Source organism: Euryarchaeota archaeon (genome assembly GCA_016207515.1).
Taxonomy (GTDB): Archaea; Thermoplasmatota; SW-10-69-26; order JACQPN01; family JACQPN01; genus JACQPN01.
Genome location: JACQPN010000015.1, coordinates 34,748 through 49,147 on the forward strand (window position 1 = coordinate 34,748; position 14,400 = coordinate 49,147).

Genomic DNA, 14,400 nt, shown 5'->3' on the forward strand with positions numbered 1-14,400 from the left:
ATCAACGTCCTAGCCTGTCCGTTCATCCTTTCACAACCGTCGTCTCAATCGAATAACTGCCCTTGAATTGTCCAAGATCGAGCACTTCCCCGGTCTGGGGCGTGACGCGGAAGCCCCATGCCGTGTGCTCGGCGTATGGCGAGTCGGCCATCCGCTCGTTCGCGGGGATGTTGTAAGTGCGCGTGTTGCCGCTCGTCGTCCCTCCGACGCCGGGCTGCCAGACGGTGGAGTCCGCTCCGTGAAACTGGAGGCCGAGCCCCACGGGTCCGGCGCCTTCCGCCTCCCACGTGAGTTTCACGACGACCATCTTAGTCTCTATGGGGACGATCGCATCGCGCGGCACCTTCACCTCTTTCGGTGCGGATAGGGCCGGCGTCGCCGCGCCGTCGAAGACACCGCTGTCCGTGAAGAGCTTGAAGGAGGTGCGGCCCACCCAGAAATCCGGGTGCGGGGGGCCGATGTACAGTTCGCCGCCGTTATGGGCCTTGACGGTGACGCGGATGCTTCCGTTCGCAAGCCCCACTTGTTCGGTGTATTGGGGGTCACCCAAGGCATCGACCCGGAAGGCCCACTTCGACACGGCGTAATGCGGCAGGTCGGCCTGCGTCTCGGTGATCTTGATGGACCTTATGCCACCGTTTCTCACGGGGCCAAGGTCGTTGTAGACGGGAGAATCTGCCGCGTGGAAGGCGAGTCGAAGGCCCGTGATGGTGTTCGAGGCCCATGAGATGGTTATGTTCACCAGATCAGCGCCCGTGGGGACGATCTGGCCGTCCGGAAGGGAGAATTCGGCGTGGCCGAGGCTCACCTGTTGGCCCTGTACGCCTTCGAGAAGCGGCAAAAGCGTGAGGGGTACGTCGGCCGCCATTATCTCCATCTCGGAACGGCCGCCCCAGTAGTCGTGGTAGTGCGCCTTGTGCGTCTCGAAGTAGGCCGCGGCGGATTCGTTGATCTGTTGTTCGCGCTCTTCGACCTTCGTGAGTTCCTTCGGCTCGCCAGATTGCGATTGGAGGTTTCCCGTGCCAGGTTCGGTTCCGGGCGTGGGCGGCGCGCTCGTTTGGTCGCCGATGCAACCGGCTGCCATGACACCGAAAAGTAGCAATGCCACGATTGCCACGGCCTTCCTTCCCTCGCTCATTGTCCGAACTACCTCCTTCGAGACTATATATATCGACTGGACTGGTCATTGAAATATTTTGAGGTCGCCGTGTTGACCAACTTTTGGTGAATGGCGCCTTGCCGCCTACGGAGTCCCTAGCTGTAATCGGTCGGTTTTCGATACGAAAAGGCATTCTTGGACAATTGTCGCTTTTTGGTGGCCTCGGCGTAACAAATCCGGTCTGAAACCTTGCCAACGCAACATGTCAACGCACGCCTCGCCGCGAGGGCCGCGCGTCGCGTTCGTCGGCGGACTTCATTCACTCATCGCTACGCTTGCCGCCCGAGCGGAGGTAATCGACGAGCCCTGGCGTGATTATCACCTTCCCGTCCACGACGGGATACCCATATGGCAGGAACGTTGACGTCACCCCATCGTGGTCGATCTCGAGTTCGGTCGTGAACTCCAGGTCGGCGAGCCTTCCGCCCAACCGGATGTATTTCGCGGTGAAGACCGCCATGTCGATCGGAAGCTGGATCGGGCCGAGGTGACGCAAAGTGGCGTCCAATTTGCTTGTGACGAGGCGTCCGGTGCGGCCATCGAACGTCTCTGTGCCGAGGATGCCACCGACGACTACTGCGTCGTGCGTTTCGAAGTCTTCCGCCGACAATTCCTGCGCCGCCGTCGGGTCAAGCACCACGGCTTTCCTTCCCCTAAGGTGGACGCCGGCGTCTTCGGGGCGCACATTCGCGAGGCGCCGGAGACGGGAAGTCATCGCATCGCCATGGACACTCGTGAACGTCACGCGTCCAAGTCTTCCTTCGGACCAAAGGTCGACCGCGTGCACGTACTCGAGCTCAAGCCAGTGCGATAGCCGCAGCTCGCAATTCTCGATCACGAGCTCGATGGGGGCGTCCATCCCCGCTGAATTGGACGCGGGTTATTAAGGCGTGCCCGTCCGGTCGTTCGCCCCGGGCCGATGGCCGAGCGGGCCCCGGCACGGATCGGGGCCGCGGCAGCGAACGGTCTTCTTGCCGCGTCTGTCCGGCATTTCGCACCCGCTCGCCAGGATATCGCATCTTGGACTCTCGTGCGGACTCGCCGGGATATCGCATCCTGGACGGTACAACGGCTCTCCGCACTTTACGATACAACAGTTTCTTAGGCCGCTCGTCCGATAAGGGCCCATGGGAAAGACCGCGGCCGCGCGCTCCGGCGACTCGAAAGGATTGGCCTACCTCTACGAGATACGCCCGGTCCCGATGCTCGCAACACTTCTTGCCGCACTCCTTGGCGCACTTTATGCCGCAACCCCGGGCTCGTTGGACCTTACGCGTCTTCCCGTTTACCTCCTCGCCGTTGCCGCGGCCCTCTACTGCGGACACGCGTTGGACAGTCTGGTCGATTACCATCGCCGCGGCGAGACGAAATTCGTCTACATGGGATTCTTCGAAGACAGCGGAGGACTCCTCTCGGAGCGCGAATTGGCGGCCGCGGCGTTCGTCGCGTCGGCCATCTGGTTGATCGCGTCCCTCTCGCTTGCTCCCCCGGGGAGCGCCCTTTTCGCCGTCTCGTTCGCGGGGTTCGTGATCGCCGCGCTTTACAGCTTCGCGCTTGATCGTCACCCCGTGACCGTGAGCCTCGCCTATCCGGCCGGGACCGCGCTTGCGATGGTGGGCGGGTTCCTCCTGGCGGGCGGCACGGACGCGTTCGCAATCTTGGCCATCGCAGTACCAATATTCGTGTACCTCGTGGGCGGCAAGATCGTTTCCGACCAGATAGATTTCGAGGCCGATTCGGCGATCGCCAAACGGACGGTCGTCGTTGTCCTCGGCAGGGAGCGCGCCAAATGGTTCGGTTACTCCCTCTGTGTGGCGGCCCTGATCGTCGCGCTCGCATCCGCGGGCCTTGGGTACCTCCCGATGATATCCACGGCGGGTATCGCGGGCGCGTCGATCCTGCTCTTCACCAGTTTCCGGATGGAGGCGGCGAAGGGTGTGCTCGCCCTCGTTGCCGGGGGCTACGTGTTCCTCATTTCGACGATTGCGCCCCTCATCTACTGAAGGGCTATCAATCGGGCGCCGCCCTCCAATAACATTTAAGTCGCAAGAGAGCCGCTATGAACCGATGACGAGGGCAGGGAGCCCGTTTTTGTTCGTGGTCATGGTGGCAGGGCTCATGACGGCAGGGTGTGTGGCAAACCAGGAGCGCGAGACGCCGCTCATCGAGGACCTTCTCCCCGTCGCGGCCCCTTCGAGCGCCTTCACACCCGTGGCCGCGGATGGCATCGTCAAGCTCCGTTGCTTCCCCATAGGCGACAAGACGGGTTGCAATTTCGAAACGACCGTCTCGCCCGAGACGCGCCAAGGTAACGAGGTCACGGTCGCCGTGAACCCCAAAGACGCCGGGAACATCGTCGCGGGGGCGAAGGACTACACGCCCGACACGGCAGGCGAATGCGTCTGGGACGGCGTCTACTCGACGCACGACGCCGGAAAGACGTGGTCGAGCAAAAGCCTCCCCGGATCCCCATGGCTTCTTGTGAACGACGCCGGCAGCTTCGAACTCAACGAGATGAGCAACTACTGGTGCGCAACGGACCCCGTCGTCGCCTTCGGACCGGACGGCACCTTCTACTACGCCGTCATGGCGTACCAGGGGGACCCCGTGACCGCCAGCAAGATCGGCAAGGACCAGACCGGCACGGGTGTGAACGACGTCGTCTTCAACCGCGTCGCCCAGGTGTGCGCGGTGTCGACGGACGGCGGCAAGACCTTCGATTCGTTCAACGTCATAGACGTCGGCTCCTTCCCCGTCAACTTTCACGACCGGCAGTGGATAACCGTCGACCAGTACGATGGGTCTGTGCACGTCGCGTGGACCTCGGGCCTGGCGTTTGGCAACGTCGCCTACCGTTCGACCGACAAGTGCAAGACGTGGCAGGGACCCGTCCTCCTGGACGACCAGACGAACCCCCTTGGTCCCACCCCCGGGCAGCTCTTCATGTCCACGGGCCCCGCTAACGACGTGTGGATAAGCGGCCGCGCCGGAGACGGCCCATACTTCTCAAAGAGCACCGACGGGGGCGCGACTTTCAGCCCCTGGAAGCGGGCGGTCGAGGCAGAGGACAAGGGCATGAACGCGACTTACAGGTCGGCGGGGCTCGGGTTCATCGCCGTCGATTCGTCCAAAGGCCCTCACTCGGGAAACGCCTACCTCGCGTTCGCGGACACTCGAAACGGCGACCGCGACATGTTCTTGACGCGTTCCACCGACGGCGGGGCCTCGTGGAGCGAGCCGGTGAGGCTCAACGACGACGCCCTGGGGAACGGCGTGGACCAGTTCTTCCCCGCGATAAGCGTGTCGCCCAAGGGAATCGTCGATGTCGCGTGGTACGACAGGCGAAACGGCGACAACTACCTTCTCGACCTCTACTACTCTTACAGCGACGACGGCGGCGCGACTTGGAGCCCGAACTTCCGCGTGACTGAGGTGAGTAGCGACCCCAAGTGGAGCATCCACCAGGCCGGGTTCGTGTTCATCGGCGACTACATCGACATGGATTCATCGGTCGAAGGGGCCCACCCCGTATGGGTCGACACGAGGCACGAGAAGGCGGATGTCTTCGTGGCAAGCATCCTCCGGCCGATAGACCCGAAATGAGTCGGGACCCTGGCCGCGCCGTCAGACGGCGCGTTTCACGAGGACAGCGACGTCGGTCGGGAACCTCGCGACCTCGACGCCCGCCTTCTTGAAGGCGTCCATCTTGGATTGGGCCGTCCCCATTCCGCGGCTGACGATCGCGCCGGCGTGCCCCATCCGTTTTCCCTCCGGCGCGGTGCGGCCGGCGATATAGGCGAAGACGGGCTTCTTCACGTGCTCCTCGACGAACCTCGCCGCTTCTTCCTCGGCCGTGCCGCCGATCTCGCCAACGAGTACAATGGCCTCCGTCTCCGGGTCGGCGTTGAACATGCGCAGAGCGTCGACGAAGGTGGTGCCGACCACGGGGTCGCCACCGAGGCCGATGCACGTGGATTGCCCGACGCCTGCCTCCGTCAGCGCGCTCACGATCTCGTAGGTCAACGTGCCGCTCCTTGACGCGATGCCGACGGAGCCCGGTTTGAAGATGTGGCCGGGAAGTATCCCGACTTTGGCCTTGTGGGCCGGGGACGCCGCGCCGGGACAGTTCGGCCCGATCACCGTCGCGCCCTTGTAGCGGGCGTAGTGGACGAACTCCATGCAATCGTGGACCGGGACGTGCTCGGTGATCACGATCACAGTCTTTAGCCCGGCATCGAGTGCTTCGAAGACCGCGTCCTTGGTGAACGCCGCCGGGACGAATACCAATGACGTGTTCGCTCCGGTCTTTGCGACCGCCTCGGCGCAGCTTTCAAAAACGGGCACCGAGTGGACGGATTGGCCCGACTTCCCCGGAGTCACTCCCGCGACGACCTTGGTGCCGAACTGAAGCATCGCGCCTATGTGGAAAGTGCCCTGATGGCCCGTGGCGCCTTGGACGAGGACCTTCGTGTTCCCGTCGAGGACGATTGCCATCAGATCGGCCTCCGCGCACTTTCCCGTGGATGGCTTCTCGTCCTTTCCGTGTCGACGGTGAGTTTCGCCGCCGCTTGGAGGGTGTCGGCAGAGAGGAGGCCTGCGTGTTGCAGTATCTCCTTTGCCTCCTTCTCGTTCGTGCCTTTGATGCGCGTCACTATCGGGAAGGCGATGGTCTCCGTGTCGAGCACCATCTTCACACCCTTGGCCACCGTGTCGGATTTGGTGATTCCGCCGAAGAGGTTGAGGAGCATCACACTCGGGTCGGCTTTGCGCATGAGGAGGAACGCTTCGCGCACTTTCTCGGGGTTGTCCGTGCCGCCGAGGTCGAGAAAGACCCCCGCTTTCCCGCCGAATTCGTTCAACGCGTCGAGAGTCGCCATCGTGAGGCCAGCCCCGTTCGCGATGACGCCGATCCTCCCGTCGAGCTGGATGAACGCGATCCCCTTCTCCCGGGCCTCCTCCTCCAAGGGCGTGAGTTCCTCGTCCGGTTGGTCGAATTCCTGGTGGCGAAAGAGCGCGCCGTCATCCAAGATCACCTTGCTATCCGCCGCGACGACACGACCGTCCTTCGTGAGGGCCAGCGGGTTTATCTCGAGGAGCTCGGCGTCCATGGCCTTGAAAGCAGAATATAGCTTGGAGAATATGGCGCCCAGTTGCTTCTGCACGTCGGCGGGGAGTCCCGTTCCGGCAAGTAGCGTCCGCGTGTGGAACCCCGAGTATCCGGAAACGGGGTTGACGGTCACCTTCCGGATCTTGTCGTCGGGCACCGACTCTATCTCGACGCCGCCCTCGGTGGAGAACATGAAGAGCGTGGAACGCGTCGAACGGTCGACCAGCACGCCCGCATAGAACTCCCGTTCGAAAGCGAGCTTCTCGACGACGAAGACCTTCTTCACGACGAGTCCCTTGATGGACATCCCGAGGACCGCTTTCACTGCCTCGAGGCCTTCTTCGAAGTTGGCCGCGAACCGTATCCCGCCCGCTTTCCCACGGCCGCCGACCAAGACCTGCGCCTTGATGACCAATGGGAACTTCAAGGACGGTCTCAACGCCTCGAACTCCTCGGGTCTCGATATGACGAATCCCGCGGGCGTCGGGATCGCATGCTTGGCGAACACCTCGCGGCCCTGATATTCGAATAGCTTCATCGGTCTCGTTCGCGCGAAAGCGGTGCCCCTCAATATAAGTTGTGCGCGCCCTGGGCGGCCCGCACCTTCGAGCGCAAAAACGCGGCTCGACCTCCAGGAAAGACCCGGTCATGGCCTCCAAGGGCACCCGCGCGGGCCCACGCACCCTCGCCAAAGGGAGGCGTCGCGCGTCACAGGTGCCCCCGTGGGGCCCCCTCTGGCACGCGCTCGCCTTATGGGACGGTACTGCCATGTCGCCGCGTGCCGCCACCGGAGGGCGCCGACGCGACGATCGTCTCTTCCTATCCAGTGCGAGCACGGGTCAAGTGGTTTCTCGACGGGCCGTCCGTGGTCGCGGTGGTGCCGCGAGCTCCCGCGGGGTTTTTCTCGATCTTGCCGCGACTCCTTGGGTCTCCGCGGACCATCCAGGTCAGGCTCGACGGTTGGGGCCGGGACGTGTGGTTCGAAGCGTCAGGAGAACGGCCCGCACGCGACATCGCGATGGCTCTCGCCGCGCGCGAGGCGAGTCCCAAGCCTCCAAGCGGGGAAAACGTCAAAGACATGGAAAGACGCCTGTCGATGTTCCTCGCGGGCCTTTCCAAGGCGGGGGCGGTCATCCTCTTGGCAGGCCCTTCGCATGCGGCGGACGAGGAAGTGCCGTTTGCGGATCTTTCGAGCGCCTCGTGTCGACGCTGCGGGCGCACGACGTTGGTCTACGAGCCGGCGCGGAACTTCGCTTGTCCGACTTGCGCGGCCCGGATCAGGGTGAAGGTGAGCGAGACAGGGGCGTCCACGCGGGGGACTGCGGGGCCATGACGCGGGCCGTGAAGTGTCCGGAGTGCGGGTCGCAAGACCTGTATTACGAGGCGGGCGCCATGATAGGGAAATACCATTGCAAACGATGCGATTATATCGGCGCCTTGGTGATCGAAGAGGACGTGGACGATTAGCCGCGCGACGTCTTGGAAAAGGGTCGAGGCGCTTTGGGGGGTGGAGGAGTGGGCTCTTTGGCCCATTTGCACCCGGCGACCGGGCACCATCCCCGACCTCACTTAACCGGCGCCGACCTGATGAGGCAATGGTGCCATGATTGATCGGCGTCATTGCCAGAATGCTGAAGGACAAGGAGCGGGTCTTGGAGCTTAATCCCCGAGACGACGGCGGGTTCGACGTGAGGACCGCATCGGGACGCGCCTCAGAGACGTTCGTCGTCGACGAGAACGAACCCGAGGCGTTCATTGAGCGGATGAAGTACGAGAGCGGCGACATCGTGGTCGCCCCGCTCGTCGATTCACTGCGCGAGTGGTTGAAGAAAGGCCACGGATCGAGGAAACGGGACTGAGAGCGCACCGCGTTGCGGCTCGCATGCCAAGCGCCCGTTCTCGTGCCCGCGGTCTTCAGGGGCGCGCCTCATCGGTCGACTTGAGGTCGACGCCAAGTGCAGGATCGGTGTGAGCGAGCGCAGGGTGTTGGCGGAGCTCCTCCTCAAGGGTGGAAAGGTACCGTTGGAGCGCCTCCTGGACCGCTTGGGCGATCGGCGTTCCCTTGACCAGCTTCAGTGTCGTGAGCCGCAAGTGGGTCTCGACTGGTATCCTGACCTTGATCTCCTTGTACCGATTGCTCATGTCCTCGATTCCTCCCTCATTCCCAAGCGCACGAAAAGCGCGGGTTTTCCTTGGGAACGACTTGTGGGTTACATGCGGCTGTCGGCAGGGGAAGAATGGAAAACATTGAAAGGCGAGCCAGCGGGCCGGCGTTTCGACATCGCTTTGGTCGCGAATGTTCAACGTGCGCATCGCGCAGGTGGCCCAGCCGGCTGACGCATTTCCACCTACCTCGAACTGGTCTCGATGTGATTGGTGGGGGCACTGGGATTTTCCCCAGAAAGGGTCTCCCCTTCCGGTTTTGAACCCAGATCGGCGGGTCTCTTCTACGGTGGGTCAGCGCTCCAGTTAGCCATCATCATTTGCGGACGGTCGCGACCGGCTGCAAACTCAGCTGACCCGTTTGTCATCATTCCCTGTAACTGGAGCCCGCTATGTTGCCTGGTTGCACCATGCCCCCAGACGACCCGTCGCGCTTTGCGGCGGGGAAATCTGGTTTGGACGCGGGCCGGCGAGGCAGACCTCGCTTCGCCGCGTGATAAGGCGGATCGGCGTGCGTCGACTCTATACCTTGCTGCGTTTCGCGCGTCTCGCAGTCCTCATCCTTCGCCGCATGCGCTTCTTGCGCCACTTCCAGCGCATGTGACCGCGCTTCTTCCATACACGTGAGCTTCTCTTCATGGAAACGCCACTCTTTGATCCGCCGCTCGGTATCCTCGGAATCGAGACGGAACAATAAGCGGCGCTGATAATCGCTTATATGGTATAAACCTGATGGTGGGCGCAAGTGGAGGTGGACGAGTCGAGCCGCACGTCTTTTGCCCGGATACTGGTCGTGCTTGGCGGTGAGTCGCCAAGACGGGCGGACCTTCGCCGCGCCGCCGCATCGGCGTTCGTGATCGCGGCCGATTCCGGGGCCGAACACCTTGAGCGCGTTGGGCTTACGCCAGACCTCGTCGTTGGCGACCTCGACAGCATCCGCCGGGAAACGATCGCGCGTCTTCGCTCAAAGGGTGTTCCATGCGTGCGGTTCCCCCGACGAAAAGGGGCGACGGATGGTGACCTCGCCATCGCCGAAGCCCTTAGGCGTGGCCCGCGTGAGCTCGTCGTCGCCGCGGCATGGGGGGACCGCCCCGACCATTCGCTCGCCAACGTGGCGCTCCTTGAACGGGCTTCGAGACGGGGCTTAGCCGTACGCGGGATCGAGGCGCGCGCAAGATTCCACCTCCTCTCGCCAAGAAGGACCGTCCGCATAGGCGAACCACGGGGGACGTTGGTGTCCGTAGTCCCGCTCTCGAGCCGTCTCATGGGGCTCACTCTTTCCGGATTCGAATGGGACCTTCGTCGCGCAAGCGTGAGGCGTGGCGAGACCCTGACGATGAGCAACATCGTGAGGTCGCGCCGAGCAACAGCGTCTCTCGAACGTGGGAGCGCGCTTCTGGTCGTGCCGCTTAGGGCGAAAGCTCGATGACGCGCGACGCGGGGACGCGGAATTCCACGATGTCCCCACGCCCTTTTCCAGGAAAGGATGCGGCGTGGAGGCGCACCATGGAACCGCCCGCGTCCACTTCGAGGAACTTGGTGGAGGCCGTCCACGGGATCGCGCGCACCACCCCGGAGAACGCGGTCCCCTCCCCGGACGAGGAGGCCGCCTCGGGCGGGAAGGCGATCCACCCGTCCTTCGTCTCGAGGACGTTGTGGAGTCCGATGAACTGTGCTGCGAAGACGCTGCGGGGACGGCTCGCAAGGTCGGCCGGTGTTGCCTCCTCGACTATGCGCCCTCGATCCATCACGGCCACGCGGTCGCCGAGTAGGAGCGCTTCGTCACGGTCGTGCGTCACGTAGATGGTCGTGAGCCCGAGCCTCTCGTGGAGGTCACGCAGTTGCCGGCGCAAGACATCTCGTAAGCCTCTATCGAGCGCCGACAGGGGTTCGTCAAGGAGCAGGATCTCAGGGTCGGCGGCGAGCGCCCGGGCGAGGGCGACGCGTTGTCTTTCCCCGCCGGAAAGTTCATGGACGCGTCGAGCGGCAAGCGGTGAGAGGCCGACCATCTCGAGGAAGCGCTCGGCGGTCGCGAGGCGTTCGCACTTCCCTAGATTGCGAAGCGTAGGTCCGAAGGCGACGTTCCCGATGACGTCGAGGTGCGGGAAGAGCGCGTAGTCCTGGAACACGAAGCCGATGCGGCGCTTCTCTGGAGGGACGTTCTCCATGTCCTTGCCGCCGATGGCTATCCGGCCGCCATCCGCTTTCTCGAGGCCGGCGATGAGTCGAAGTGTGGTGGTCTTTCCGCAGCCCGACGGGCCCAGAAGGCAGGTGAATCGGCCTTGGTCGACTTCGAGGTCCAATCCTCGAAGCGTCTCGACGCCGTCGTGCGATTTCCTGACGCCAGACAGGGTGACGGCCTTCATGCGCGCCGCCCTCCCCGTCGGTAGAGGGCAGCCTCGAGGGCGATGAACGCCGCCATGGAGACGAGAAGGAGAATCGTTGCGAGCGCCCGCGCCTGCCCGAGGTTCGCTGATCCCGGCAGCGCCACGTACCTGAAGATCGCAACAGGCACCGTCGTCCACTCGGGACGCACGAGCAAAAGCGCTGCCGCGAACTCGCCGAGCGAAATGGCCGCTGCGAAGACCGCGACGGCCACCAGGGAAGGCACCAATAACGGGAGTTCCACGCGTCGGAACGCTTCTACGCGTGAGGCCCCGAGGGTCCGCGCGGCCTCGTTGAGCGAGGGCGTGATGCTCGCCACGGCCGTACGCATCCCGGCGAACACGAACGGGAAGGCGATGAGCGAGTGGGCTATCACGATCGATGCCATCGTTGTACGTAGCGCGAGTGGCGGTCGGCCAAAGACCAGTATGTATCCGAAGGCGAGCGTGATCGCGGGCGTGATGAGGGGCAGGGCGTAGAGGCCGAGGAGGGCCTTGGAAACGCGTCCCCCGTTCTTTGCGGACAAGGCCGCCAATACGCCGAGCGGCAAAGCGACGAGAGCGGTCGCGATGGCGAAGGTCACGGAGTTCCAGACGGCAACGGATGGCGTCACGTAGAAGAGGGAACCGCGTTCGTCCGAGCCAAGGGCCTCGAAGTTCGTAAACCCGATGCCGGTCGGCGTGGAGAGGGCGCCGACGACAAGGCCAAGAAGCGGGAGGGCGAAAAGAAACGCAAGCGCGTAGGCGGCGACTCGGGTGGCCCACCCGGCGGCCTTCCTCGTCGACCCACGCCCGGTCTCCACGAACATGCGGCGCGACCCGCCGAACCTTGCGTACGCGAAGAGCACGAGCCCCGTGAAAAAGACCTGGAGAAGGGCCAATCCTGCGGCAGAGTCGAGCCTGAAGTACTGTGCCGTCAGGAGATAGACCGCGACCTCTATCGTGTAGTCCCCGGGGGCGCCCAAGAGAAGCACTGTTCCGAATGCGGTGAAGGAGAAGAAGAAGACGAGGAGGCTTGAGGACGCGATCGACGGCATGAGAAGTGGGAGCGTCACCCGTAGAAACGCCGAGGCGCGCGTGGCCCCGAGCGTCCTCGCTTGATCCATGTACGTGTCCCCGAGCGATTCCCACGCGGCGCCCACGACGCGCGTGACGACCGCCGCGTTGTAGTAGGCGTGCGAGAGGACGATGAGGGCAAGGCCGTTGGGGATCGTGAGCAGCGGCGAGGAAAGCCCGAGCGTCGCCGTGAGGAACGCGTTCGGGCCGCTGTTTTGGGAAAGCACGCTCAAGAGCGCCATCGCGACGACGAGCGGAGGGAGGACGAACGGGAGCGTGATCAACGCCCGGATCCACGTACGTCCCGCGACGTTCTGACGGTAAAGAAGCCACGCGCTCGGAAGGCCGACGGCGATCGACAAAAGCACCGAGAGCACCGCCTGTTCGAAGGTGAACAGGATCGCCCGGCGGTTGAACGGGTCCGAAGCGGCCGTCGAGATCGCGTCGAGCGCCTGCGCGGGCGAGTGGAGGCTTTGGGCGACGATCGCAGAGAGCGGGTAAAGGAAGAACGTCGCGAGGAAGACGAGGGGCGGAAATGCGAGCAGGGCGGCGTGCCTTATCCTCATATGCCTCGTCCATCCCCCGAGTCGGTCTCAGGCGAGCATGACGTCGCGCCACGCTTCGAGCCATCGGTCGCGGCCCTCATCTATCTCTTGGGAAGTCAGCGTCGCCGGGTCTTCGGGTTCGCTCGCCCATTGGAAGTAAGCGGGCAACTCCGTCCCATTGACGGCCGGGTACACGAAATTCTTCTGCGGCATGTCCTCCTGTACTGCGGGACTCAGCATGAAGTCCACGAAGTTCCTCGCGAGCCCGGCCTTCGTCGTTCCCTTGAGGATGCCGATGCCCTCGATCTGAAGGAAGGCCGAGTCGGGGGCGTCGATGCTTCCCGTCGGCGGCCGCGAGCCGGGGGTACCTCCGAAGAACGCCTCGGCCGCCGGGCTCGTCGCGTAACTCACGACGACCTGACTTTCCCCGCCGTAATGGGAGAACCTCGTGTAGTACACGTCCTCCCAGCCGCTCGCGACCGTCACGTCGTTCTCCTTGAGGCCCCGCCAGAAGTCGACGTACGTGTAATCACCGGTCTCGCCAAAGCGCGCCACGGTCGACATGAGGAAGGCAAGGCCCGGGGAACTCACGGAAGGGTCGATGACGGCAAGCTTGCCTTTCCATGCTGGTAGCGTAAGGTCCTTCAGGTCCGCGGGGAGCGGCGTCCCGGACGCTTCTATCGCCGCCACATCGTAGTTCAGGTTCACGTAGCCATAGTCGACGGAGGTCGCGTGGAACGTCGGATCCAGAGTGAGGCGGGCCGGGATCTTCGCCGAATCGGCCGGCTGGTAGGGTTCGAAGACGCCTTCTTGGAGCGCCCTGCCGATGAGGGTGTTGTCGACACCATAGAAGAGATCGCCAAGGGGTGCCCCTCCACGATGAGCGATGATGGCCTTGTTCAAGGCCTCGCCGGCGTCGCCCGCCTTCAGGATGACCACGCGCGCGTTGTATGTGGCGTTGAAGGCCTCGACAAGCGACCCGTTCATCTCGAACGAGTCGTGGGCTATGACGACGAGCTCGACCGGGTCCTGTCGGCCGGACGGTTGTGTTTGGATGCATCCGGCAAGCGCGATCAACGCGGTCAATGCGAGCGCGAACACCCGGTGTCTTCCAAAAGCCCGTGGGACCATGTTCTCAAAACCAGGTAATATAACCGTCTTATATAAGGGCCTTGTAAGTGTCGGCGCCTCAATGGCGCATCGCCTGGGACAAGACGCGGATGAAAGAGCGGGCACGAACCTTGATAAGTGAGCGTCGTTTCTTGTGGAACGATGCGGGTCATCTGCCTCATGTCGGGTGGGATAGACTCACCCGTCGCAGCCTACCTCATGATGAAGGCCGGCGCCGACGTGGTGGGGCTCCACTTCGACAACCGGCCCTTCACCGACGACCGTGAGACGGAAAAAGCGTTCAAGCTCATGGATAGGCTGGAGGAGATCACGGGCAAGAAGATGCGAAGACTCGTCTTGCCCCACGGTTTCATCACCCAAGTCGCGATCGCCCGCTCGCTCTCCGCCGAGGGCGCTCGCGGCCTCCAATGCGTACTGTGTCGGCGCATGATGTGGCGCGCAGCCTCGGAGGCGGGCAAGATGGAAGGCGCTCAGGCCCTCGTCACGGGCGAAAGCCTTGGACAGGTCGCTTCCCAGACTTTGCTCAACATCCACGCCGAGACCGATGCAGCGGAACTGCCCATCCTTCGACCACTCCTTGGACTCGACAAGACCGAGATAATGGATCTCGCCCGGCGCATCGGCACGTACGACATCTCCACCATGCCCGGGATATGCTGCACCATCGTGCCCGACCATCCCGAGACGCACGCAGACCTGAACGTCGTGATCGAAAAGGAAGCAAAAGTCGGCGTCCCGGCCCTCATGTCGAAGGTCATGGCAGGGATGACGGAGAGGTGAGCCGGTGCCGCGCCAAGTGGTACACATCCGGTCCTCTACGCGCAAGGGCGGCCTTCCGACGCGGTCGGCGTTTGC

Annotated in this window: 15 protein-coding genes and 1 tRNA gene; 7 read left to right on the forward strand and 9 right to left on the reverse strand. The window is 63.5% G+C overall.

The features are described from left to right. Positions 1-22 precede the first annotated feature (22 nt). The gene (locus HY556_06420; GenBank protein ID MBI4393413.1) at positions 23-1,138 is read right to left on the reverse strand and encodes a hypothetical protein; all 1,116 of its coding nucleotides are present in this window, start codon (positions 1,136-1,138) and stop codon (positions 23-25) included. 280 nt (positions 1,139-1,418) lie between these two features. Next, positions 1,419-2,018 carry a hypothetical protein gene (locus HY556_06425; GenBank protein MBI4393414.1) on the reverse strand — a complete coding sequence of 200 codons (600 nt, stop codon included), beginning with the start codon at positions 2,016-2,018 and terminating at the stop codon, positions 1,419-1,421. A gap of 268 nt (positions 2,019-2,286) precedes the next feature. On the opposite strand from HY556_06425, the gene HY556_06430 reads away from it, so the two are divergent. Then, entirely contained in the window at positions 2,287-3,162 is an 876-nt protein-coding gene (locus HY556_06430) for a UbiA family prenyltransferase (protein ID MBI4393415.1), read from the forward strand. A gap of 64 nt (positions 3,163-3,226) precedes the next feature. Continuing rightward, on the forward strand, positions 3,227-4,762 hold the full coding sequence (locus tag HY556_06435; GenBank protein MBI4393416.1) for an exo-alpha-sialidase: 1,536 nt from the start codon (positions 3,227-3,229) through the stop codon (positions 4,760-4,762). A gap of 21 nt (positions 4,763-4,783) precedes the next feature. On the opposite strand, the gene sucD is transcribed toward HY556_06435, so the two are convergent. Both sucD and sucC read right to left on the reverse strand, forming a co-directional pair. Beyond that, on the reverse strand, positions 4,784-5,653 hold the full coding sequence (gene sucD / locus HY556_06440) for a succinate--CoA ligase subunit alpha (protein ID MBI4393417.1): 870 nt from the start codon (positions 5,651-5,653) through the stop codon (positions 4,784-4,786). Then, positions 5,653-6,804, reverse strand: a complete 1,152-nt coding sequence (gene sucC / locus HY556_06445; GenBank protein MBI4393418.1) for an ADP-forming succinate--CoA ligase subunit beta — start codon at positions 6,802-6,804, stop codon at positions 5,653-5,655. Before sucC ends, sucD begins: the two co-directional genes overlap by 1 nt. 240 nt (positions 6,805-7,044) lie before the next feature. Between sucC and HY556_06450 the strand changes: the two genes are divergently transcribed. The 3 genes from HY556_06450 to HY556_06460 all read left to right on the forward strand — a co-directional run bounded on the left by HY556_06450 (position 7,045) and on the right by HY556_06460 (position 8,125). Continuing rightward, positions 7,045-7,599, forward strand: coding sequence for a hypothetical protein (locus HY556_06450; GenBank protein MBI4393419.1), 555 nt, complete (start codon positions 7,045-7,047; stop codon positions 7,597-7,599). Further along, positions 7,596-7,733: a hypothetical protein gene (locus tag HY556_06455; protein MBI4393420.1), complete on the forward strand. Its 138-nt coding sequence runs from the start codon at positions 7,596-7,598 to the stop codon at positions 7,731-7,733. The genes HY556_06450 and HY556_06455 overlap by 4 nt, the downstream gene beginning before the upstream one ends. Before the next feature lie 161 nt (positions 7,734-7,894). Further along, entirely contained in the window at positions 7,895-8,125 is a 231-nt protein-coding gene (locus HY556_06460; protein ID MBI4393421.1) for a hypothetical protein, read from the forward strand. 55 nt (positions 8,126-8,180) lie between these two features. Here the strand turns inward: HY556_06460 and HY556_06465 are convergent, their stop codons facing one another. Beyond that, complete coding sequence (locus HY556_06465) at positions 8,181-8,408, reverse strand: hypothetical protein (GenBank protein MBI4393422.1); 228 nt, start codon at positions 8,406-8,408, stop codon at positions 8,181-8,183. A gap of 232 nt (positions 8,409-8,640) precedes the next feature. Then, positions 8,641-8,847 (reverse strand) — tRNA-Trp (locus HY556_06470). Positions 8,848-9,174: 327 nt separating this feature from the next. Here HY556_06470 and HY556_06475 point away from each other — a divergent pair. Continuing rightward, the gene (locus HY556_06475) at positions 9,175-9,858 is read left to right on the forward strand and encodes a thiamine diphosphokinase (GenBank protein ID MBI4393423.1); all 684 of its coding nucleotides are present in this window, start codon (positions 9,175-9,177) and stop codon (positions 9,856-9,858) included. On the opposite strand, the gene HY556_06480 is transcribed toward HY556_06475, so the two are convergent. From HY556_06480 to HY556_06490, 3 genes are read right to left on the reverse strand one after another with little or no spacing between them, the layout of a single operon-like run. Beyond that, positions 9,839-10,795 carry an ABC transporter ATP-binding protein gene (locus tag HY556_06480; protein ID MBI4393424.1) on the reverse strand — a complete coding sequence of 319 codons (957 nt, stop codon included), beginning with the start codon at positions 10,793-10,795 and terminating at the stop codon, positions 9,839-9,841. The genes HY556_06475 and HY556_06480 overlap by 20 nt on opposite strands. Further along, on the reverse strand, positions 10,792-12,435 hold the full coding sequence (locus HY556_06485; protein ID MBI4393425.1) for an iron ABC transporter permease: 1,644 nt from the start codon (positions 12,433-12,435) through the stop codon (positions 10,792-10,794). The genes HY556_06480 and HY556_06485 overlap by 4 nt, the downstream gene beginning before the upstream one ends. A gap of 27 nt (positions 12,436-12,462) precedes the next feature. Next, positions 12,463-13,545 carry a thiamine ABC transporter substrate-binding protein gene (locus HY556_06490; GenBank protein MBI4393426.1) on the reverse strand — a complete coding sequence of 361 codons (1,083 nt, stop codon included), beginning with the start codon at positions 13,543-13,545 and terminating at the stop codon, positions 12,463-12,465. A gap of 141 nt (positions 13,546-13,686) precedes the next feature. Here HY556_06490 and HY556_06495 point away from each other — a divergent pair, with 141 nt between their 5' ends. After that, positions 13,687-14,325 carry a 7-cyano-7-deazaguanine synthase gene (locus HY556_06495; GenBank protein MBI4393427.1) on the forward strand — a complete coding sequence of 213 codons (639 nt, stop codon included), beginning with the start codon at positions 13,687-13,689 and terminating at the stop codon, positions 14,323-14,325. Positions 14,326-14,400: the final 75 nt, after the last annotated feature.

Excerpts from the sequence above, each read along its gene's own strand:
- HY556_06480 (MBI4393424.1), bottom strand. The coding sequence starts at position 10,795 with ATGAAGGCCGTCACCCTGTCTGGCGTCAGGAAATCGCACGACGGCGTC.
- HY556_06460 (MBI4393421.1), top strand. The coding sequence starts at position 7,895 with ATGCTGAAGGACAAGGAGCGGGTCTTGGAGCTTAATCCCCGAGACGAC.
- HY556_06465 (MBI4393422.1), bottom strand. The coding sequence starts at position 8,408 with ATGAGCAATCGGTACAAGGAGATCAAGGTCAGGATACCAGTCGAGACC.
- HY556_06420 (MBI4393413.1), bottom strand. The coding sequence starts at position 1,138 with ATGAGCGAGGGAAGGAAGGCCGTGGCAATCGTGGCATTGCTACTTTTC.
- HY556_06425 (MBI4393414.1), bottom strand. The coding sequence starts at position 2,018 with ATGGACGCCCCCATCGAGCTCGTGATCGAGAATTGCGAGCTGCGGCTA.
- HY556_06455 (MBI4393420.1), top strand. The coding sequence starts at position 7,596 with ATGACGCGGGCCGTGAAGTGTCCGGAGTGCGGGTCGCAAGACCTGTAT.
- HY556_06485 (MBI4393425.1), bottom strand. The coding sequence starts at position 12,435 with ATGAGGATAAGGCACGCCGCCCTGCTCGCATTTCCGCCCCTCGTCTTC.
- sucC (MBI4393418.1), bottom strand. The coding sequence starts at position 6,804 with ATGAAGCTATTCGAATATCAGGGCCGCGAGGTGTTCGCCAAGCATGCG.
- HY556_06435 (MBI4393416.1), top strand. The coding sequence starts at position 3,227 with ATGACGAGGGCAGGGAGCCCGTTTTTGTTCGTGGTCATGGTGGCAGGG.
- HY556_06430 (MBI4393415.1), top strand. The coding sequence starts at position 2,287 with ATGGGAAAGACCGCGGCCGCGCGCTCCGGCGACTCGAAAGGATTGGCC.
- HY556_06495 (MBI4393427.1), top strand. The coding sequence starts at position 13,687 with ATGCGGGTCATCTGCCTCATGTCGGGTGGGATAGACTCACCCGTCGCA.
- sucD (MBI4393417.1), bottom strand. The coding sequence starts at position 5,653 with ATGGCAATCGTCCTCGACGGGAACACGAAGGTCCTCGTCCAAGGCGCC.
- HY556_06490 (MBI4393426.1), bottom strand. The coding sequence starts at position 13,545 with ATGGTCCCACGGGCTTTTGGAAGACACCGGGTGTTCGCGCTCGCATTG.